This is a genomic window from Parabacteroides sp. PM6-13 (assembly GCF_029892605.1).
Taxonomy (GTDB): domain Bacteria; phylum Bacteroidota; class Bacteroidia; order Bacteroidales; family Tannerellaceae; genus QVMG01.
Genome location: NZ_JARXWF010000001.1, coordinates 466,123 through 487,153 on the forward strand (window position 1 = coordinate 466,123; position 21,031 = coordinate 487,153).

A 21,031-nucleotide genomic window follows, 5' to 3' on the forward strand; every position below is an offset into this window, starting at 1 on the left:
AGCCGATTTTTTTTATTCGCCCCAGTTCAGGCTTAACATGCGTTTGTAGCTATTGTAACGCCACTTCGCATTGTCTTCGGCGGCTTGGAACAATTCGGCTGCTTCGGCCGGGTATTGTTTCGCCACAGAGGCAAAGCGCACCTCGCCTTTGAGGAAGTCCTGGAACTTCGACCAGTCGGGATCTTTGCTGTCGAGCGTGAATGGATTCTTTCCTTCGGCTTCCAACGCAGGGTTGTAGCGCCACAGGTGCCAGTAACCACAAGCTACGGCTTCTTTCTCTTCTGCCTGGCTCTTACCCATACCCTTGCGGATACCGTGGTTGATACACGGAGCATAAGCGATAACCAAAGATGGTCCGTCATAAGCTTCGGCTTCGCGCAGGGCTTTCAGGGTCTGTGCCTGGTCGGCGCCCATAGCGATCTGAGCAACATATACATAACCATATGTTGTAGCGATCATACCCAGGTCTTTCTTACGTACGCGCTTACCGGCTGCCGCAAACTTAGCGATAGCGCCTACCGGCGTTGCTTTAGAAGACTGACCACCGGTGTTAGAATACACCTCGGTATCGAGCACTAAGATATTTACATTCTTGCCTGAAGCGATCACGTGGTCGAGACCTCCGTAACCGATATCATAAGAAGCACCGTCACCACCAATGATCCACTGTGAGCGTTTCACTAAGTAGTGGCTCAGCTCAGCAATTTCTTTGCAGATCGAGCAGTTTGCTGCGTTTGCTTCAACAGCAGCTTTGATCTGGTCGCCCAGTTCACGGCTCTTATCAGCATCGTTCTGGTTTTCGATCCATGCTTCGAAAAGTTCTTTCATGTCTGCCGGGCAATCTTTCGCAATCGCTTCGTTCATCAGACGTACCAGACGTTCGCGCATCTTTTCGTTTGCCAGCTGCATACCCAAACCAAACTCACAGAAGTCTTCGAACAAGGAGTTAGCCCAAGCCGGACCTTGTCCTTTTTCGTTCTTGGTATACGGGGTAGAAGGAACAGAACCGGAATAGATAGAGGTACATCCTGTCGCGTTAGCTACCATCTGACGGTCGCCAAACAACTGAGTTACCAACTTCACATACGGTGTTTCACCACAACCCGAGCAAGCGCCGGAGAACTCAAACAACGGAGTAGCGAACTGTGAGTTCTTCACATTCGATTTCACATCCACCAGGTGTTGTTTGCTCTTCACGTTCTTGGTCATGTATTCCCAGTTAGGCACTTCGCCCAATTGAGATTCCAAGTCAACCATCTTCAATGCCTGGTTGCCCTTGAAGCCCGGACAGATATCCGCACAGTTACCACAACCCAGACAGTCTAATACGTCTACCTGGATACGGAACTTCATGCCTTTCATTGCTGCCGGAGCTTTTACATCCAGGTAATCGGTCTGCGGAGCATTTGCCATTTCGGCTTCATCCAACACGAACGGACGGATAGAAGCGTGAGGACAAACGTAAGCACACTGGTTACATTGGATACAGTTTTCAGCATTCCATACCGGAACGAAGGCAGCTACACCACGTTTTTCATACTGAGCTGTGCCCTGCATCCAGGTACCGTCTTCGATTCCCTTGAAAGCAGAAACCGGCAACAGGTCGCCATCCTGTGCATTGATCGGACGAACTACTTCGTTGATGAATGCCGGATCGTTGTTAGCTGCTGCTTCTTCGTCCGCCAGGTTAGCCCATGCCGGATCGATAGTCAGTTGTTTGTATTCACCACCACGGTCAACAGCCGCGTAGTTCATATTCACAATATTTTCCCCTTTCTTACCGTAAGACTTCACGATAAATTTCTTCATCTGTTCGATAGCCAGATCAACAGGGATCACCTGGGTAATGCGGAAGAAAGCCGACTGCAGGATGGTGTTGGTACGGTTGCCCAGACCAATCTCCAAGGCGATCTGCGTCGCGTTCATATAGTATACGGTGATGTTCTTCTGTGCGAAGTAACGTTTCACCTTGTTAGGCAGGTGTTTTGCCAGCTCTTCGCCATCCCATACGGTATTCAACAGGAAGGTACCGTTTTCGCGCAACCCTTTGGTCACGTCGTACATACGCAGGTAAGCCTGTACGTGGCAAGCCACGAAGTTCGGTGTATTCACCAGGTAAGTAGAACGGATCGGCGTATCCCCGAAACGAAGGTGTGAACAGGTGAAACCTCCCGACTTCTTCGAGTCGTAAGAGAAGTATGCCTGAGAGTATTTATCGGTATTGTCACCAATGATCTTGATAGAGTTCTTGTTGGCACCTACCGTACCGTCAGCTCCCAAACCGTAGAATTTCGCTTCGTACATGCCTTCGCCACCCATCGCGATCTCTTCTTTCTGAGGCAGAGAGGTGAAGGTAACATCGTCAACGATACCGATAGTGAATTGGTTCTTCGGCATATTCATCGCCAGGTTTTCATACACAGCGAGGATCTGAGCCGGTGTGGTGTCTTTTGAAGACAGACCATAACGACCACCTACGATCTCCGGAGCATTTTCCTGTCCATAGAAGCAGTCTTTTACGTCGAGATACAACGGTTCGCCGTTAGCTCCCGGTTCTTTCGTACGGTCGAGCACAGCGATACGTTTTGCTGTCTTAGGCACAGCAGCCAGGAAATGTTTCGCTGAGAACGGACGATACAAGTGAACAGCTACCAAACCAACCTTTTCGCCCTGAGCAGTCAGGTGGTCGATGGCTTCGCGGATCGCTTCCGTAACAGAACCCATAGCGATGATCACGCGGTCGGCATCTGGCGCACCGTAATAGTCGAACAGGCCATATTTACGTCCGGTGATTACCGAGAGTTCGTTCATATATTCTTCTACGATAGCAGGAACTGCTTCATAGAATGAGTTGCTTGATTCGCGGTGTTGGAAGAAAGCGTCCGGGTTTTCCGCCATACCACGAGCTACCGGGTTCTCCGGAGTCAATGCGCGTGAACGGAATTCAGCCAGTGCTTCCTGGTCGATCAGGTGAGCCAGGTCTTCGTTTTCCAACGCTTCGATCTTCTGGATCTCGTGAGAAGTACGGAAACCATCGAAGAAGTTCACAAAAGGAACACGTGATTTGATGGTCGACAGATGCGCAACGGCAGCCAGGTCCATCACCTCTTGTACCGAACCTTCAGCCAACATAGCGAAGCCTGTCTGGCGACAAGCCATCACATCCTGGTGGTCACCGAAGATTGACAACGCGTGAGACGCCAATGTACGAGCCGATACGTGGAATACGCAAGGCAGTAATTCACCGGCGATCTTGTACATGTTAGGGATCATCAACAACAGCCCTTGAGAAGCTGTGTAAGTCGTAGTAAGCGCACCGGCCTGCAACGAACCGTGAAGGGCACCGGCCGCTCCACCTTCAGATTGCATTTCCTGCACCAACACTGTTTCGCCGAAGATGTTCTTACGTCCGGCAGCAGCCCATTCGTCTACATATTCTGCCATAGTAGACGATGGTGTGATAGGATAAATCGCAGCTACTTCACTGAACATATACGAGATATGTGCAGCAGCCTGGTTACCATCACAGGTTAAAAATTTCTTTTGCTTTGTCATAAACCAATAAACTATTAGTATCGACCTCTCCCCCCCGACCCCCTCCCCACAAGGGAGGGGGAGAGTTGAGAATGGTCTCATTTATAAATTATTTATTTTATTTTATTCATCGTTTCGCTATAAATACCTTTCTTTCTCCCCTCCCTTGTGGGGAGGGGTCGGGGGAGAGGTCTAATACAAGAACCCAAACAACCACAACGGGATCATATTGCCCTCGCCTATTTCCGTTTTATCTACCGCATAGTAGAAATCCGGGTTGTTCTTTATTTTCACATTCTCTTCGATGCGGAAATGATAGGTTTCATTCACCAGAAAATGAGCATTCCGGGGCGCTTCATTCAAGAGGCTGTCCTTCATCAACTGGTTGAAAAAGAATGTCTCGCGCACCGCCTGCAGATTCACCTCCTCGGGACGGATCGGGTAAATCAGGTTGGAGCTATACATATACACCTTCGAGGGCTTTTTCGGGAATGACTCTCCTACCGGATAGAGCATATTCATCAACCGCGCATCTGTCAGGTATTTTATATAATTCATCACCGTTGCCCGCGATGTCTCAATCTCTTTGCTCAACTGACTCACATTAGGAGTACAGGGAGCGTTGATGGCCAACAGATAGAGCAGCTTGCGCAATTTCGGCAGATAGGTCTGTTCGATCTGTTTGATGTAAAGCACGTCGACCTCAAGGATCATATTCATGGTCTTCAACAGGTTCTCCGAGAAGTTTCTCTTCTCTAAGAAAAAAGGATAGAAACCATGGTGCAGATAGTCTTGAAAATAGGCCATCGGCTTCACCACCGAACAGATACGCTTGGCAATCTCTTCGTGGTTCGCTATAATCTCTTCCAGGGTGTACATCGGGAAGCTATTGCCCGACATCAGGTTCAGGAACTCCCGGAAAGAGAATCCCCTGAGATGGTAAGAGACCACTTTGCCCGACAGGTCCGGGTTCTCCTCCTTCAACCGCATCACGGTCGAACCGGTAAAGACAATCTTCAGATCCGTGAAGTGGTCGTAGCAATAACGCAATTCTTTCGACCAATCGGGATATTTAAACACCTGATCCAGAAGTAATACCTTTCCTCCCTTCGCCCGGTATTCCGAAGCAAAGTCGATCAGGGTGCGTTCCGTAAAATAAAAATGATTCAGATTGATGTAGAGACATTCTTTGTTGTCTGCCCCGAAATGTTCCCGGGCGATACTCAACAGGAATGTCGTCTTCCCTACCCCACGCGAGCCTTTGATCCCGATCAACCGGTCGTTCCAGTCGATTTCATCCATCAAACCGCGACGCACCGGAGAGTACAGGTGCTCAACAAGATACTTATGTGTTTTGTAAAATGATTCCACGTTGTTTGTCGATCTTATTTAGCGGTTACAAAGATAGGAAACATTCTCGATTTGCAATACCGAGATTGCAAAAAAAGTTCCAGATTATAAAATCGGAATTATCAAACAAGTTCGTTTGACGGAAATGAAGCCGATTGACATTTTGATAGCAAAAAGTCGGTTTTGCCTCACAATATGATACGTTAAAAAGTGTTACTCGCGGGACTAATTTTAAATACCCCTACGTTTTTGGAAAAATAGTCGGGCGATTTTGACAAAATGATATTTCGCTTAGCGCAGCGTAAAGCAATTTGTCAATCGCTTAGCGAGCGAAGCGAAGTGCAGAGCAAAATGATATTTTGAAAAGGCTGATTATAGAGGAGTAGTTATTATCTTTGCGGGACAATCTAACATTATACATTCTAAAGAATATAAACTATGAAGCCTACATTATTTGTGTTAGCGGCCGGTATGGGGAGCCGCTACGGAGGATTAAAACAGATGGATGGACTGGGACCGAACGGCGAAACCATCATGGACTATTCAATTTACGATGCGATACGTGGCGGATTCGGCAAACTGGTGTTTGTTATCCGTGAGCATTTCGAAGAGGATTTCCGTAAAAAGATCATTTCTAAATATGAAGATCATATTCCGGTGGAGGTAGTCTTCCAGGAATTAAACAAATTGCCCGAAGGCTTCAGTGTGCCGGAAGGACGCGAAAAACCGTGGGGAACCAACCATGCCGTATTAATGGGTAAAGAGGTGATCCAGGAGCCGTTTGCCGTTATCAATGCCGATGACTTCTACGGACGCGATAGCTTCGCCGTGTTAGGCAAAGCGTTGATGGAGATGGAAGGCAAAAAAAACGACTATTGCATGGTGGGCTACCGCGTAGGCAATACCCTGAGCGAAAGTGGCTCTGTGGCGCGTGGCGTATGCGAAACAAATAATGATGGCTATCTGACAGGCGTGGTGGAAAGAACAGCGATCGAAGAGATCGACGGCGAAATCCAGTTTATCGACGAGAACGATCAGAAGGTCGTATTGGATCCGAAAACGCCGGTGTCTATGAATATGTGGGGATTCACGCCCGACTACTTCACATACTCAGAAGATTATTTCGTAGAATTCCTGAAAGCCAACAGCGGCAACCTCAAAAGCGAATATTTCATTCCGTTGATGGTAAACAAATTGATCACCGAAGGAACGGCCCGCGTGAAGGTGTTAGACACGACCTCTAAATGGTTTGGCGTGACCTATGCTGCCGACCGCCCCGATGTGGTGGCTAAGATCCAAGCCCTGGTCGATGCCGGGGAGTATCCTGAGAAGTTATTCTAATAAAAAAAGACCTCCTCTGCCGATCGGCAAAGGAGGTCTTTTTATTTCTTATATTTTTCTACTAACGCAAGCGATTCAACGAGCGCACCAACGCCTCATCAGCTCCGATATTCCGTATCGCCAGCCAATCCAGGATAAGCGCTATCAAGGGGAAAGCCAAGCCAAACTTAATACTGACCGCTGCTCCCTCCATATCACCTTTCAAGTTATACACATAATAGAACACCAAGGCATAGAATCCTACCATCAACAACGCATTGAAGATAGAGAGACGGATCTGAAGTATTCTGTTCTTAAAAAGAAAAATAGTCACGAAGGCCAATAAGGCAATGAGTGCTGTCAAGGCAAACAATCCCCAGGTCGGGAACAAAAGCTCTGCCTCAGGAAGCGTCGTATTCAGTCCTGTCACATCAAAGCGATATACCTGATCAGCCGTGATAACAGTCAGCGGCATAAACAATAACGCGATAAACAAGAGACTTACAAGTAGAAGATAAACTGTTTGTATTCGTTGTAACATGGTTCTGTATAATTGAAAATGGATAATTGATAATTGATAATGAGGCAAAAGCCATCTTATCAATTATCAATTATCCATTATCCATTTCTTAAAAATTATTCTTTTCTTTCGCCGGGTTCTTGAAGTAAACCTTTCCTTCCAGGTATTCCTGCGTAGCGATAAGGGTCGACTTCGGAAGTTTTTCGTAATAACGTGAAATCTCTATCTGCTCACGGTTTTCAAACACTTCCTCCAGGTTGTCATTGTAAGAGGCGAATTCCTGCAGTTTCTTTTCCAGGTCGCTTTTCATCTCCACACTGATTTGGTTCGCCCGTTTGGCGATGATCTTTACCGTTTCATAAATGTTACCGGTGTCCTCCGACATCTGCATCATGTCACGGGTAACGGTAGTCACTGGAGCGTTCGATTTTCTGTAATCCATATCTATTTGATTAATTAAAAATTTCCTTTTGGGGTTGGCTTAATACGAATCTTGTATGCGGCTGCTGGCATAATTGAAGTAGCGCTCTACCTGCCGCAGGTATTTCCCTTCCGGGAAAGCATTGACGTAGTTGTAATATTCGTCCACCACTTCGCGGTAACGTCCCTGTAGTTTCTCATTCAAACTCACCAACGCCACTTCGTATTTAGCACGAACAATATAATACATCAATTCTTCTCTATACTTGCTATACGGGTAATTCTTCAACGCGTTCTGCGCCGTGATCACACAAGAATCATAATTGTTACCCATGTATAAACCCAGATTAAAATACAACCGCACCGCCATCAGCTCTTTCAACGCCAATTTCTCCTGCAGTTCGAACATCACCTCCTGTGCCTGCGCGGCGCGTTCGCTTTGCGGATACGACTCCAGGTAGAGCTGCATCTGCTCGATCGCCTTGTAGGTCATCGACTGATCCAAACGAGGATCGGCCGAATCCAGGTAAAGCCCGTATCCGGAATAGAAGCGTGCCAATTCGGCATATTCCCCTTTGCCATACATGGTGTAGTATGTTTCGAAATATTGGGAAGCGGTCTGGTAGTCCTTCTGTCCGTAATAGCTTTGTGCTAACAAATAAAGAGATTCCTCCGCATAAGCCGTTCCACGGAAGTTCTGATACAGATCTTCTAACAGCGTGGCCGATTTGGTGTATTTCTTTTCATTAAAGTATTTCTTGGCGTATGAATATCTGTATTCATAATCCGTACTCTTCAATACCCTGTTATATTCCCCACAAGAGGAAAAGAACAAGGTGCTCATCATCAAAAATAGGATAACCTTTTTCATTCGCATACTTTTAGCCCGCAAAGTTAGTGCAATCTCATCAATATACGAAACACAAAACGTTAATAAATGCCTATGCAATAGTAGATATCCTCCTCTTCTCCCCCTTTTTTCTGGCTTTTCGCACCCGGAGAATCAGGTAGGAGCCGTAAATTAATAAGAGAGAGGAAACGCTGATCCACTGTTTTACTGTTATGTCGGTGGTACTACTCACCATGCGCCCCACCTGCAATCCCATGGCATGGATAAACAACAAAGCGTATAACACATACGACCACCGTTGAATCTTTTTCCATCGGATGCCACCCAAGCGTTTGTGGACAACATCGAAGGAGCTAATCCAAAGGATCAGGAACAACACAAGCATCACAATACCCAATACCAATACCGTATTGGTAATACCGGCACCCAGTTCACTCGTCACCCGAGGATTCTCCATAAATGCCGAGTGATCGGTAAAGTATTTCAAAGCCTTCGGGAAATTATTCAAAACGCGTATCCACGAGTGAGTAAGGATAGGAAAGCCCGACAGGATCGATATCTCTTTGCGGATACTCATCAATCGCTTCACGTATGGGTTCTTCACATCGAGTGCCCCCATATACATGATGATAATCAACAATGGATGTCCCAGGCTTGCCATGTGTATATAGTCACGAAGCAACTCCCCCAACACCGGAATCCGGGTGAAATTAAATGAAGTTTCCACGCCGATCATCCGAAGCAACGAGGGCACAACTACCATCAGGAAAGGGATAGCAAACAGGGTATAATAGATGTAATAATACCTCTTTATCGATTTAGCCAGCCATACAAACAAGAGGGCAAACACCGCCACGCAAAAGAGCAATGGCACGGTGGTCCGCAGGAACGAGAGTAGGTCTATGAGTATTTTTATCATAACATTATAGTGATTTAATTATGTAACTTTCCGATGGCGCTGACACCGTTGTCCGCCTTGATGGTTAATCCCTTTGTGGCCTTCGCTGTTGTCGCGTCAATACAATACACCGCGGGATCATCGGCCACCTCCTCACCATCCGCTTTCCGGAAAACAACCGGCATATAGGCTTTCCCGTCCTCAAAATAGGGAGAAGAGCCCAGGCTGCTGATCGCATTGTCGTCGGGCATGCCGTTCACCCAGGTAAACGTTTGGGTATCAGCTTTCAGGATCGCTAGACGGTTGGTATTCTGGTTCATGCCACTGGTATAGAATCCCGGCTCGGCAAACATCTGCAACAGGAAGTAGTTCCCCGAAATATGCCATACCTTAAACAGGCTATGCCCTCCCGACAAGGCGGTGATATCGCAGAAATAATCTCTATCGAAGCTGGTTGCACCCGCCTTGATACGGATAGCTCCCGAGGGTCTGTCCGACTTATAAATCCCTTCGCGCGCTCCGGCGTGGTTGGCGGAAAACACATACACATCACCGTTATCCGCCACATCGATGGTGGAATAATACTGGGAACGGTAGCGGGAGGTTGCCGTACTCAAGCGATCGTCGGTCAGGATAATCGGATTCTCAAAGCTGGTTCCTTCGTAGATCGCCACCGCCACTTCGTTGGGATAGATGGTCGACCCGATACTATTGTAGAGTCCCGCTTCGGTTTTGATAATAGTCGCGTCGATATCTTCACCGGCAGCCGTCAGTTGCTCTACGATCGCATCATGGTTTTTCCACACACCGTACGGGCTAAATCCTTCCGAACAGAGCGCGGTAAAGAATTTCCCGTCGGACTCCACAATACCCGATACGGTATAGCGTTCGCCATTACCCAGGAGGTCTTCCGTGACGATCGTCTTATTGTGTTTGGTTTGCTCTTCGGTATCCAGATAAGTAAAGGTCACCCCATATTTCGGGTAGGACTTGTCGACATCTACCGTGTCGTATTGATCGGTCGCGCCCGATGCGGCACAGATAATATAGTCGCCGTATATCCCATAGGTCGTAAAGCGGTCGGTGATGCTGAATGCGATCTCACGCTCCACCAAATGGCCGCTTTCGTCCAGTTTATAGGATGAGCCTGTACCCGCATTGCCCTGCGCATACACCAGGCGATAGGCATATTGATTTTTAGGAAACAACCAGGCAGTGGCCGTTTCCACCTCTACGGGAGCACCTTCTGTTGTCAAGCTGCCGGCTTCCAGATTCTCTGCTTCCAACAGATAGATCGCCTCCGCGCCCGATGCCGCAACGATATACTTTTCCACACTTTCCTCTTCCCCGCCGTTCGGCAGGTTGTTGTCACTGTCGCTGTCGCAGGCTGTCAAAAAGCCTGCGCATAGGGCCATCAAAGCCCATACTGAATGTTTCATTTTCATTTTATCTACTGTTTTATAGTTGTTTTACTTATTGAAGGTGTAACGGATCTTGCCATAAAAAGCCCGTCCCGCTTTCTGCAGACTAAAGTTGTCATACAAACGTTCGTCGGTCAGGTTCCGACATTCGAACGAGATGTTATACCACCCGTTTTTCATACTGTAGCTGATATTCAGATTGTGCGAAAACTGCTTCGGGACTTTCAATTTCGAACTACTACTCCCTTCATTTTCCCAATAGAGCGAGAAGGCATGCACGTAGGTATTGAAATAGTTTATAGTCAATAGATTCCCTTTCTTTCCGAGATCGCGAAAAGAAATAGTCGCATCGGCGTTGAAGAAGAAATAGGGGGTGTTGGGCATCCGTTGTTTGTAGGTAGAACTCTCCCTGCCTTCATAGCCATTGATATATCGTTCGTTGTTGCGGATATCCTGATGTGTCAGGTTGCCGCCGATCGAAAACAGGTTGGCATAGCTGTAGCGCAACTCCGCGCTGACACCTTTGGTGACCACGTTGCCATGATTCTCATAAGCGCCATAATAAAGTCCTCCGGAATAGCGGTTGGTCACACGACGGATATAATCGCTCGTGTTGCGATAGATCAGGCCGCCCTCCAGATAGAAGTGGTGTTTTGCGATCGTGTACTCATAATTCAAGTTGAAGTTCACATTGTCGCTGCGCTCCGGCTTCAGTTCCAGTTTGCCGACCTCCAGATCTTCGTCACCAAACAATTCACTATTGGTTGGCAGGCGAAGCGTTTTCTCATACGACAACTTCAGTTGAATATCATCCAACAGGAAATAGGAGGCTACCGCACCATAGCCGAAAGCATCTGTGCGTTGGCTCGATTTCACATAGTCGAACCGGGTCGGATCGGAGGAGGTGTTCTGAGGTCCGGCGTTGTATTGGTTGTAGTATTTCCCCAGGAGCGAAACGTTCCAACGGTTCGTATGATTATATTGGTAGGAAAGTCCAGTGATGTTTTTACGCGACCGGTTGGCAATCCCGTTTTGTGTCTGCGTCTCCGAGCGGCTGTTGTTCTTGCGGTCGAAGGCGGTCAATACATGGTTCAATACAATCTTATGTGCCTCTCCGATCCGGTAGTTCAGGTTGGCGGTCACCTGCCAGTTGCGATTATCGTTTTGGGTGTTCTGATAGCTCTGCTCGCCCAGCTTACCGCCGTTATAGACCGACTCGCCGCGCCAGTTATATTTATAGGTCGCCGTGTCCAACAGATGTGTCTGGCTGTAGTTGTAGTTCGCCGTCAACGAGGCATTCAATCCTTTGGTAAAGAGATTCCGCTTGCGGTATTCCAAGGAGGGCATGAAAGACTTTGCTTTTTGGCGCCTCTGCCCGAAAACAATCTCCTGGCGCACGCCGTTTTGTATCTCCTTATCGCTTTGTGAGAGATTGATACCCAACAACAGACGGTCAGCAAACGGCTTGCCCACCAAACCCACTTTCGCGATCACCGCCTCATTGTGGTAGGTATCATGAAAACGCTTTACCTTTTCTACCTGACTCGTATTGATTTGTCCGTTTTCCAGGTCTTCCACCGGCGTATAGACGGCGTAGTTGTTGTCGGAATAATTCTGGTAGGCATTCAACTCCATGGTCAGCCCCTGCTTGGTGGTATGATTCACCAGAGCCGATGTCTTGTGGGTATTGAAGGAACCATACGAGTAAGAGGCATCGACCAGCGTGCGCTCTCGGTTGCCGCCCGTCACGATATTGACCACACCTCCCAAAGCATCGGCACCAAACTCGACCGGAACCACCCCTTTGTAGATCTCGATACGCTCAGCGAAATTAACCGGGATATTGCTGATATTAAACGAGGAGTTCCGTGTATCCAAAGGCACCCCGTCGAGGAAAAACTGCACATGCCGCCCGCTGAACCCGTCTAACGAGAAGTTCACCTCCGACCCTACGCCACCCGACTCCCGCACCTTTATACCCGGCGCCTTAGCCAATACATCTTTGATCTCGGCTGCTGAGTTATGCAACTCTTTCACATCCAATGCCACCACATTAAACGCCGACTCCTTGACCCGTTTGATATGACTGCTGACCACGACCACCTCGTCCAATTCAGCCATTTGGGGCGCAAGCTCAATATCCCATGTTTCCTCTTTCCCAGCCACCAGTGTCACCCGCTGCTCAAACGTTTCATACCCCAGAAAAGAGGCCACCAATGTATACTCCCCAACCGGTGCCTGAAACGAATAGAGGCCGTCCTGATCGGTCGTGCTGCCACACGAGGTGCCTTTCAACAACAGCGTACCATAACTCAATGCCTCTTTCTCTGTAGAGGTCACCTTTCCGGAGAGGGTGACACGCCCCTGCGCATACACCATCGAAGAGCAAAAGAAAAACAGAAAGATAGAAATATAGATCACCTTTTTCATCCCAAGCAGTATTTAATAGAATAGTTTGTTATGATTGATTCATTAAATCGACCGCAAAGGTAGAGCTTCACCGAGCGACGGAAAATCACCCGATTTAGGTATTTTGGTAGGCGCTGTTACTAATAAAAGGGGATATAGGGGGGGGGGAGTAATGAGTAATGATTAATGGGTAGTGATTAGTGGTTAGTGGTTAGTGGTTGGCACGAACTATACGGATAGTGCAGGGTTTTATTTCAAGTTGGAGGGGATGGGAAGATGTGCAGAAAGCCCGAAAGGGCTTCAACTTGGATAGCCCCGTGCAAGCCGTAGGTGCAGCTCGGGGTTGAAGTAATGTCTATAAATGAGCTCCGTAGGAGGTCAACTGTTGAGCCCCTACGGAGCTCGTGTTTCTGATACTATCAACCCCGAGCTGCACCTACGGTTTGCACGGGGTTATCCACATCTAAGTCCTTCCGGACTTCCCAATTTTACCCAAATTTGGAACTCCTCACAAATCCGAAGTTAAAACTCCTACTGCCTATCTCATCCGTGGCATAAAACCTTATAACTTATACAAATCACTGGCTGCCAACAGCTCCAGCTTGTTGGCTTGTAACACCTCGACACATTTCTCCAGGTTATCGGGGCGGATGATGACATTGGCGGTGTCGCCTTCCGAGAAGGCATACATATACTCTACAAAAACTCCGGCATTCGTGATGATATCCATCGCTTTGCCCAGCGATCCGGGAATATTGGGGCAACGAAGGCAAACCACATCCGTCACGCTCACGCCATACAGCCGTTCGCGTAATACCGCGATAGCCTTCTCCGTATCTGAAACGATCAGCCGTAAAATCCCGAAATCGGAGTTCTCAGCCACCGTAAAAGCAGTCATATTTATACCCGACTCACCCAGGATCTTGGCCACTTCCGTAAATCGTCCCTTCTTGTTTTCCAGAAAAATAGATAGTTGTTTTGCGATCATGTTGTGTAATTTAATAAAGTTTTCTCCTATCCTCCACATGTTTAGCCTTGCCCATGCTGCGCTCGATACTTCGCGGCTCCATGATTTTGATCTCCGGCTGAATACCGATCACGCTTTGCATACGCGCGGCGATCTTTTTCCTCAAAGTTAACATTTTATTCATTTCATCCGAATAAAATTCGGGACGTAATTCAACCTGTACCTGGAAGGTATCCGTATTATTCACACGATCAACCACAATAAAATAATGCGGTTCGAACTCGGGCATCTCCAACAGAACCGATTCCACCTGCGACGGGAACACATTCACCCCGCGGATGATCAGCATATCGTCCGAACGTCCCAGGATACGCCCCATACGCACTGCCGTACGTCCACAGTCGCATGTCTCATAATGAAGCGATGTCAGGTCGCGCGTGCGGTAACGGATCATCGGCATACCCTCCTTGGTCAGGGTGGTAAACACCAACTCACCCTGTTCGCCCGGCGCCACCGGTTGCATAGTCACCGGATCCACAATCTCCGGAAAGAAATGATCCTCCCAGATATGTGTGCCGTTCTGACACTGACATTCCCCGCCGACACCCGGTCCGCAGATCTCTGTTAGGCCATAAATATCATATGCCTTAATATGTAGTTTATCTTCCAGTTCCTTACGCATATTCTCCGTCCAGGGCTCCGCGCCAAACACCCCGATGCGCAGTTTGAATTCTTCCAGCGGAATATCGGAGGCATGGATCGTTTCGGCCAGATACAAGGCATACGAAGGGGTGCAGCATAAGATATTGGCACCAAAGTCATGCATGAGCGAGATCTGCTTTTCCGTGTTCCCACTGCTCATAGGAATCACCGTGCCCCCAATCGATTCAATACCCGAATGGGCACCCAAGCCACCGGTAAACAAGCCATAGCCATAAGATACCTGGGCAATATCGTTTTTAGTTGCTCCGTAGGCGATCAGGCAACGCGACACCACCTCCGACCACATCGAGAGGTCTTTGCGGGTATAGCCCACCACGATCGGCTTGCCCGTCGTGCCCGACGAGGCGTGCAAACGCACAATCTCCGACATCGGAACAGCCATCAATCCAAAAGGATAGTTATCGCGCAAATCCTGCTTGACGGTAAAAGGCAATTTAACAATATCATCGATCGATTGAATATCACCCGGCGTAATATCCATCTCCTGCATTTTTTTCCGATAAAACGGTGAATTGTGATAAGCATGTTCAACCAGATTTTTCAGGCGGTAGCTTTGGAGTTTGCGCATCTCCTCCCGACTCATGCTCTCAATCATCTCATTCCACATCATGACCCGTAGACATTTCTTTTAGTTAGTAAATCCGTTCGTTTTCTTTCAAATCGTTTTTAATAGCTGCAAAGAAACAACATTTTCTTCAAAAAAGCGCATTTTTTGTTATATATGATTAGTAAAAGGGGGAGGAGAAAGGAAATAGGAGATAGGAGGTGGGGGAGTATATTCAAATATTGGGAAAATTTGAATATAAACCCTGTGCAATCTATACTCCCTACCCGTCCCACGCAAACCGCCCCATCCCTGCGAGCAGGAATGGGGCGGTGATCTGATAAAATGTTCGTTGAATCGTCTTACTTGATATTGCCTACCTTGATCAGGTATTCGGCAATCTGCACGGCATTGAGGGCGGCTCCTTTCTTGATCTGGTCGCTAACGGTCCAGAAGGTCAAGCCGTTCGGGTTGGCCAGGTCTTTGCGGATACGGCCTACATAAACAGGGTCTTTGCCTGTGATATCCAACGGCATCGGATAGTCTTTGTTGGCCGGATCGTCCTGCAGGATGATGCCTTCGAAATTGGCAAACGCGTTCTTTGCCTCTTCTACGCTGATCGGACGCTCGGTCTCCACCCAGGTCGCTTCGCTATGGGCACGCATCACCGGAACACGTACACAGGTCGCACTCACTTCGATATCGGAATGCATGATCTTACGTGTTTCGTTATACATCTTCATCTCTTCTTTGGTGTATCCGTTGTCGGTAAACACATCGACCTGTGGGATCAGGTTGTACGCCAACTGATAAGCAAACTTCTCGATGGTCGGCTCTTCGCCTTTCAAGAGTTGTTCGTATTGTTTCACCAATTCGGCCATCGCCGTTGCTCCGGCGCCACTGGCAGCCTGATAGGTGGATACATGTACGCGACGGATATGCGACAGCTGCTCGATCGCTTTGAGGGCAACCACCATCTGGATCGTCGTACAGTTCGGGTTGGCAATAATACCGCGGGGACGGTCAAGGGCATCTTCCGGATTTACTTCGGGAACCACCAAAGGCACATCGTTATCCATACGGAATGCGCTCGAGTTATCGATCATCACCGCACCGTGCTTCGTGATCGTTTCGGCGAACTCAACAGAGGTACCTCCGCCGGCCGATGTAAAAGCAATATCCACTCCCTTGAAGTCGTCGTTATGTTTCAGTTCCTTGACGGTGTACTGTTTATCACCAAAGGTATAAACACGTCCGGCACTGCGAGATGAGCCAAAAAGCACCAGCTCATCCATCGGGAAGTTTCTTTCGTCGAGCACACGCAGGAATTCCTGTCCTACAGCTCCACTTACTCCAACAATTGCTACTTTCATTTTGAGCACGATTAATTTGATTAATAAATATAAAATGATATCTTTGTCTTACTTGGATATCTTTGTTTCTCCCTATGACATAGAGTCTTAATTGGGGTGCAAAGATAATCAATTTAACTTAAACCGCTACGACTATGAGACATTTTTATCTTTTTTGGGCACTTTTGCTTCCATTTTGTTTATCCGCACAGTTAATTGAATCGTTCGACGGGGAAAAGATCACCTCGCATTACCCCTGGCAGGGCGATACCGCTCATTTCAAAATCAACGCAGAGAGAGAGCTACAGCTATACACAAATCCCGGAAGCGGAGAGAGAAAACTATACATCCGATCAGTTGCCCTCCTGGGCAACACCTGGGAAGGCAGGGTCAGAAGCGCCTACCGCGGGACAAGTAATAACTGTTTTCATTTCTACCTCTGGTGTGAAAAGGCCAATCCGGAACAGAGCGGGCTGGCTCTCCTCTTGCGACTGGGAAACAGTCAGCGCATAGACCTATGTTTGAAAAGAGGCAATATCGGCCAGGAGGTATTGATAAAAGGACGGACTCTTTTTGAAAAGGCGAACCAGGAGGTATCTTTCCGGATCACCACCGATCAGGATGGACTATGCACCCTGTATAGCAAAAGTGATGGCGATGCGGACTATGTCAAAGAGGGAGAGGCCACCTTGCCGTGGGAGGAGGCGCCCGGTAATTATATGATGGTCGTCAAATACTCCACAGATCATTCCAAAGATAAATACATCGACGACCTCTTCATTGAGTCCTACACACCGTATGAGGAGGAACCCGATATACCTACTGTCCCACCCCGTTTAATAGGGGGAGAGCAGGATGGAGACACGGCGGTCATACTGGAGTTCGATCAGCCTGTCTATGCCAATGAAGGGCGTTTTGTGTTAAGCGAATTGGGCGAGACCAATATCATTTATCAAACGGAAGACGGGTTATTGATTCGCCCGGTATGGCCGCAGGGATTTAAAAATCAAACCACCTACACCCTCTTCTATTCCAATCTCTATGATGAAAAGCGTCAATTGCCTTTTCAAGGCGAATATACCTTTACGGCGATCTGTTCCACCCCCGAGGAAGAGCCCGATCCGGAAAAGCCGGCGTTTACCGAAGGCTGCGTATTGTTTAATGAGATCATGGCCGATCCCTCCGCATTGACCGGTTTGCCGCAGACGGAGTATGTAGAACTGTTGAACCGATCGGGCGAGACCATCGAGATGGAAGGGTGGCACTTTGTCTACGACACACGGGAGATCGCACTAACTCCGCAGGCGCTTCTTCCCGACCACTACCTCCTCTTATACCGAGCCGGGCGAGAGGTAGCCACCGGAGAGAAAGGGACAGGAATGGGATTAGATAATTTCCCCGCGCAGCTGGCAAACGACGGCAAACGACTTCAACTGAAAGACCCGTCGGGGAAATTAATCGACGAGGTTACCTATGAGAAAGCCAGCCCCGGGCGATCCTGGGAAAGAGGAGCCGACGGCTGGTATGTCTCAACAGACCCGAAAGGAGGAACACCCGGAAGCATCAACTCCGACCCCAATTACACACCGGAAGAGCCCGAACCGGAACTCCCGCCGGTAGAGCCCTTCAGCGTTGTTTTCAATGAGCTACTGCCCAACCCCTATGCAGAGGAAGAGGAGTACATCGAACTATATAACCGTTCCGACGAGGATATCCCATTGGCAGGCCTGGCGATTGCCACCCGAAAGAGCGACGGAAGCCTCAACACTGCCTATAACCTGGCATCGCTTCCGGCTTTAGAAGCGGACGGCTTCCTCTTACTCACCAAATCAATAATAAGTGTTAGTCGCCAGTATACGATCCTCTATCCCGAGCACCTCTACGAAATGAAACTACCTATCCTCAACAACGAGGGATCGACCCTGGTGCTTTTCCGGACTGCTGATGGCGAGGTGATCGACGAAGTCGCCTATTCGGCCAAATGGCACGATAGCTCGATAAAGGATAAGAAGGGGGTTGCCCTCGAACGGATCGACCCCGACGAGCCGACACAGGACGAGGCAAACTGGACTTCGGCCGCCGCGACTGCCGGATATGGCACACCCGGTTACCAAAACTCCCAATACCTCCAACCCAAAAAGGAAGACCCGTCAGGCATAGAGAAGCCCCTCTATTCCCAAGAAACCGGGGAATACAGCATTGGCTACTACCTGGAGCAGGCGGGATACAAATGCAAAGCATTGGTCTATGCCCTTTCCGGTCGGATGGTCGCCGAGATCAGTAACAATGAATTATTGGGCACTTCCGGCAATCTGTCGTGGGATGGCAAAGGGAAAAACGGGGAGAGATTGCAGTCGGGTCTCTATATCCTGTATATCGAATTATACCATTACAAGGGAGATACCAAACGATTCAAAGAGGTCTTTCTGGTTTATTAAAAACAGTTTTCTTCGCATCCTATGGGAGAAATCCCTACCTTTGCACATTAGTAAATAAATAGAAATTCAAAAAAATAGATTGAAAATGTCAGCATTATTCCCAACTACGCTTCCCTACAAGGTGGCAGATATGAGCCTGGCCGAGTTTGGCCGGAAGGAAATCGAAATAGCCGAACACGAGATGCCCGGACTCATGGCGTTGCGCCAGAAATATGCCGGCCAGAAACCACTATCGGGTGCCCGTATCATGGGGTCATTGCATATGACCATCCAGACGGCCGTACTGATCGAGACATTGGTGGATCTGGGTGCCGATGTGCGCTGGGCCAGTTGCAACATTTTCTCCACCCAGGACCATGCCGCTGCGGCTATTGCTGCGACGGGCGTGCCGGTGTATGCCTGGAAAGGGGAGACATTGGAGGAATACTGGTGGTGTACGGATATGGCGCTTCGTTTCCCCGACGGAAAAGGGCCGCATATGATCGTCGACGACGGTGGCGATGCTTCCCTCTTGGTGCATTGGGGCTATAAAGCGGAAAACGATGCGACATCGATCGATCGCAAGGGAGGCAACCATGAGGAGCAGGTGATCCTCGACACACTCAAACGGATCCTCGCGGAAGACAACCAACGTTGGCACCGCACAGTGGCCGAGATGAAGGGTGTTTCCGAAGAGACAACCACCGGTGTGCATCGCCTGTATCAGATGATGGAAAAGGGCGAATTGCTTGTTCCAGCCATCAATGTAAACGACTCGGTGACTAAATCGAAATTCGATAACCTCTATGGCTGCCGTGAATCGTTGGCTGACGGCATCAAACGAGCCACCGATGTGATGATCGCCGGTAAGGTGGTGGTCGTGGCCGGTTATGGCGATGTAGGTAAAGGCTGTTCACACTCGATGCGTTCATACGGCGCCCGCGTGATTGTGACGGAGATCGACCCGATCTGTGCCTTGCAGGCGGCGATGGAAGGCTTTGAAGTGACCACGATGGAAGAGGCTGTGAAAGAGGGAAATGTATTCGTTACCACAACCGGAAACCGCGATATCATCACCATCGAACACATGGCGCAGATGAGAGACCAGGCGATCGTTTGCAACATCGGTCATTTCGACAACGAGATACAGGTAGACAAACTGGTGAATTATCCGAATATCAAACATATCAACATCAAACCGCAGGTCGACAAATATACCTTCCCTACCGGGAACTCCATCTTCCTGTTGGCCGAAGGACGCCTGGTGAACCTGGGATGTGCTACCGGACACCCCTCGTTTGTGATGAGCAACTCGTTTACCAACCAGGTATTGGCGCAGATGGATCTGTGGACCATGCCTTACGAAGTGGGCGTGTACCGTCTGCCGAAACGACTGGACGAAGAGGTAGCTCGCCTGCACCTGGAACGCATCGGCGTGAAACTGACCCGCCTCACACAGGAACAGGCCGATTACCTGGGCGTATCGCCGGAAGGACCTTACAAAGCGGACCATTATCGTTACTAAACAATGCAACAACGACATCTCGATCGGCAACAATATTTCAACGAACAGGCATATACGACCCAAAAGTATGTGATCCCTTTCATCGAACAGCAACATCCGGTGACGCCCGATGTGGTTGTTCTTGAGATTGGTTGTGGCGAGGGAGGCAATATGAAACCCTTCCTGGATCTGGGTTGCCGGGTGACAGGCATCGACCTCAGCGTCCCGCAGATTGAACGGGCGAAGGAGTTTTATGCCGCCCATCCGCAGCAAGGCAAGCTGACACTGATTGCCGAAGACATCTACCGGATTGAATCGTTGCCTCAGCCATTCGACATCATCATCATGCGGGATGTGATCGAACATATTCCCGACCAGGAGCGGTTCATGTCGTTTGTCAAGAGGTTCCTGAAACCGACCGGTGTGCTTTTCATCGGCTTCCCGCCCTGGCAGAATCCGTTTGGCGGGCATCAGCAGATTGTGCGTCACCGGTTTATCTCTCGTACTCCCTGGATTCACCTCTTGCCCCGAGGGGCGTATGCTGCCCTGTTGCGCAGCGGAGGAATAGATCCGGGAGAGCTGCTCGATATCAAAAGTACAGGCATCTCACTGGAGCGGTTGGAGCGTTTCATTAAACAGGCGGATTACCACATACGCGCGAAAAGCCTTTATGTGATCAATCCGAATTATGAGGCCAAGTTCAAACTATCGCCCCGTAAATTATGGAAAGTATTCCAGATCCCTTATATTCGTAATTTCTATACGACCTGTGGATATTATCTGATAAGTAAGAAATAAGAAA

General features: G+C 48.7%; 15 protein-coding genes. 4 read left to right on the forward strand and 11 right to left on the reverse strand.

Going from position 1 to position 21,031, the window contains the following annotated elements:
• Nucleotides 1–12: 12 nt before the first annotated feature.
• Both nifJ and M2134_RS01830 read right to left on the reverse strand, forming a co-directional pair.
• Complete coding sequence (nifJ, locus tag M2134_RS01825; protein WP_280749694.1) at nucleotides 13–3,555, reverse strand: pyruvate:ferredoxin (flavodoxin) oxidoreductase; 3,543 nt, start codon at nucleotides 3,553–3,555, stop codon at nucleotides 13–15.
• A 171-nt stretch (nucleotides 3,556–3,726) separates the two neighbouring features.
• Nucleotides 3,727–4,905 (reverse strand): AAA family ATPase, encoded by a 1,179-nt coding sequence (locus M2134_RS01830; RefSeq protein ID WP_280749695.1) that lies wholly within the window; start codon nucleotides 4,903–4,905, stop codon nucleotides 3,727–3,729.
• Between the two features lie 417 nt (nucleotides 4,906–5,322).
• On the opposite strand from M2134_RS01830, the gene M2134_RS01835 reads away from it, so the two are divergent.
• Nucleotides 5,323–6,225: a nucleotidyltransferase gene (locus M2134_RS01835; RefSeq protein ID WP_280749696.1), complete on the forward strand. Its 903-nt coding sequence runs from the start codon at nucleotides 5,323–5,325 to the stop codon at nucleotides 6,223–6,225.
• Nucleotides 6,226–6,286: 61 nt separating this feature from the next.
• On the opposite strand, the gene M2134_RS01840 is transcribed toward M2134_RS01835, so the two are convergent.
• The 9 genes from M2134_RS01840 to M2134_RS01880 form a co-directional block, all read right to left on the reverse strand.
• Complete coding sequence (locus M2134_RS01840; protein ID WP_280749697.1) at nucleotides 6,287–6,745, reverse strand: DUF4293 domain-containing protein; 459 nt, start codon at nucleotides 6,743–6,745, stop codon at nucleotides 6,287–6,289.
• 88 nt (nucleotides 6,746–6,833) lie between these two features.
• Complete coding sequence (locus M2134_RS01845; RefSeq protein ID WP_280749698.1) at nucleotides 6,834–7,166, reverse strand: DNA-directed RNA polymerase subunit omega; 333 nt, start codon at nucleotides 7,164–7,166, stop codon at nucleotides 6,834–6,836.
• 39 nt (nucleotides 7,167–7,205) lie between these two features.
• Nucleotides 7,206–8,015 (reverse strand): outer membrane protein assembly factor BamD, encoded by an 810-nt coding sequence (gene bamD / locus M2134_RS01850; RefSeq protein ID WP_280749699.1) that lies wholly within the window; start codon nucleotides 8,013–8,015, stop codon nucleotides 7,206–7,208.
• A 70-nt stretch (nucleotides 8,016–8,085) separates the two neighbouring features.
• Nucleotides 8,086–8,913: a ferric reductase-like transmembrane domain-containing protein gene (locus tag M2134_RS01855; RefSeq protein ID WP_280749700.1), complete on the reverse strand. Its 828-nt coding sequence runs from the start codon at nucleotides 8,911–8,913 to the stop codon at nucleotides 8,086–8,088.
• Nucleotides 8,914–8,927: 14 nt separating this feature from the next.
• Nucleotides 8,928–10,331 (reverse strand): DUF4374 domain-containing protein, encoded by a 1,404-nt coding sequence (locus tag M2134_RS01860; protein WP_280758116.1) that lies wholly within the window; start codon nucleotides 10,329–10,331, stop codon nucleotides 8,928–8,930.
• A 30-nt stretch (nucleotides 10,332–10,361) separates the two neighbouring features.
• Entirely contained in the window at nucleotides 10,362–12,743 is a 2,382-nt protein-coding gene (locus M2134_RS01865) for a TonB-dependent receptor (RefSeq protein WP_280749702.1), read from the reverse strand.
• Nucleotides 12,744–13,284: 541 nt separating this feature from the next.
• Nucleotides 13,285–13,710, reverse strand: coding sequence for an amino acid-binding protein (locus tag M2134_RS01870; RefSeq protein ID WP_280749703.1), 426 nt, complete (start codon nucleotides 13,708–13,710; stop codon nucleotides 13,285–13,287).
• Nucleotides 13,711–13,720: 10 nt separating this feature from the next.
• Nucleotides 13,721–15,022 (reverse strand): phenylacetate--CoA ligase, encoded by a 1,302-nt coding sequence (locus tag M2134_RS01875; protein ID WP_280749704.1) that lies wholly within the window; start codon nucleotides 15,020–15,022, stop codon nucleotides 13,721–13,723.
• Between the two features lie 296 nt (nucleotides 15,023–15,318).
• Nucleotides 15,319–16,329 (reverse strand): aspartate-semialdehyde dehydrogenase, encoded by a 1,011-nt coding sequence (locus M2134_RS01880; protein ID WP_280749705.1) that lies wholly within the window; start codon nucleotides 16,327–16,329, stop codon nucleotides 15,319–15,321.
• Between the two features lie 134 nt (nucleotides 16,330–16,463).
• Here M2134_RS01880 and M2134_RS01885 point away from each other — a divergent pair, with 134 nt between their 5' ends.
• From M2134_RS01885 to M2134_RS01895, 3 genes are all read left to right on the forward strand, one after another.
• A complete protein-coding gene (locus tag M2134_RS01885; protein ID WP_280749706.1) occupies nucleotides 16,464–18,746 on the forward strand; it encodes a lamin tail domain-containing protein in 2,283 nt (760 codons plus the stop codon).
• Nucleotides 18,747–18,831: 85 nt separating this feature from the next.
• The gene (gene ahcY, locus M2134_RS01890) at nucleotides 18,832–20,250 is read left to right on the forward strand and encodes an adenosylhomocysteinase (RefSeq protein WP_280749707.1); all 1,419 of its coding nucleotides are present in this window, start codon (nucleotides 18,832–18,834) and stop codon (nucleotides 20,248–20,250) included.
• 3 nt (nucleotides 20,251–20,253) lie between these two features.
• The gene (locus tag M2134_RS01895; protein WP_280749708.1) at nucleotides 20,254–21,027 is read left to right on the forward strand and encodes a class I SAM-dependent methyltransferase; all 774 of its coding nucleotides are present in this window, start codon (nucleotides 20,254–20,256) and stop codon (nucleotides 21,025–21,027) included.
• Nucleotides 21,028–21,031 lie beyond the last annotated feature (4 nt).

Coding starts and splice junctions, on each gene's coding strand:
- nifJ (WP_280749694.1), bottom strand. CDS start 3,555: ATGACAAAGCAAAAGAAATTTTTAACCTGTGATGGTAACCAGGCTGCT.
- M2134_RS01835 (WP_280749696.1), top strand. CDS start 5,323: ATGAAGCCTACATTATTTGTGTTAGCGGCCGGTATGGGGAGCCGCTAC.
- M2134_RS01840 (WP_280749697.1), bottom strand. CDS start 6,745: ATGTTACAACGAATACAAACAGTTTATCTTCTACTTGTAAGTCTCTTG.
- M2134_RS01845 (WP_280749698.1), bottom strand. CDS start 7,166: ATGGATTACAGAAAATCGAACGCTCCAGTGACTACCGTTACCCGTGAC.
- bamD (WP_280749699.1), bottom strand. CDS start 8,015: ATGAAAAAGGTTATCCTATTTTTGATGATGAGCACCTTGTTCTTTTCC.
- M2134_RS01855 (WP_280749700.1), bottom strand. CDS start 8,913: ATGATAAAAATACTCATAGACCTACTCTCGTTCCTGCGGACCACCGTG.
- M2134_RS01860 (WP_280758116.1), bottom strand. CDS start 10,331: ATGAAACATTCAGTATGGGCTTTGATGGCCCTATGCGCAGGCTTTTTG.
- M2134_RS01865 (WP_280749702.1), bottom strand. CDS start 12,743: ATGAAAAAGGTGATCTATATTTCTATCTTTCTGTTTTTCTTTTGCTCT.
- M2134_RS01870 (WP_280749703.1), bottom strand. CDS start 13,710: ATGATCGCAAAACAACTATCTATTTTTCTGGAAAACAAGAAGGGACGA.
- M2134_RS01875 (WP_280749704.1), bottom strand. CDS start 15,022: ATGATGTGGAATGAGATGATTGAGAGCATGAGTCGGGAGGAGATGCGC.
- M2134_RS01880 (WP_280749705.1), bottom strand. CDS start 16,329: ATGAAAGTAGCAATTGTTGGAGTAAGTGGAGCTGTAGGACAGGAATTC.
- M2134_RS01885 (WP_280749706.1), top strand. CDS start 16,464: ATGAGACATTTTTATCTTTTTTGGGCACTTTTGCTTCCATTTTGTTTA.
- ahcY (WP_280749707.1), top strand. CDS start 18,832: ATGTCAGCATTATTCCCAACTACGCTTCCCTACAAGGTGGCAGATATG.
- M2134_RS01895 (WP_280749708.1), top strand. CDS start 20,254: ATGCAACAACGACATCTCGATCGGCAACAATATTTCAACGAACAGGCA.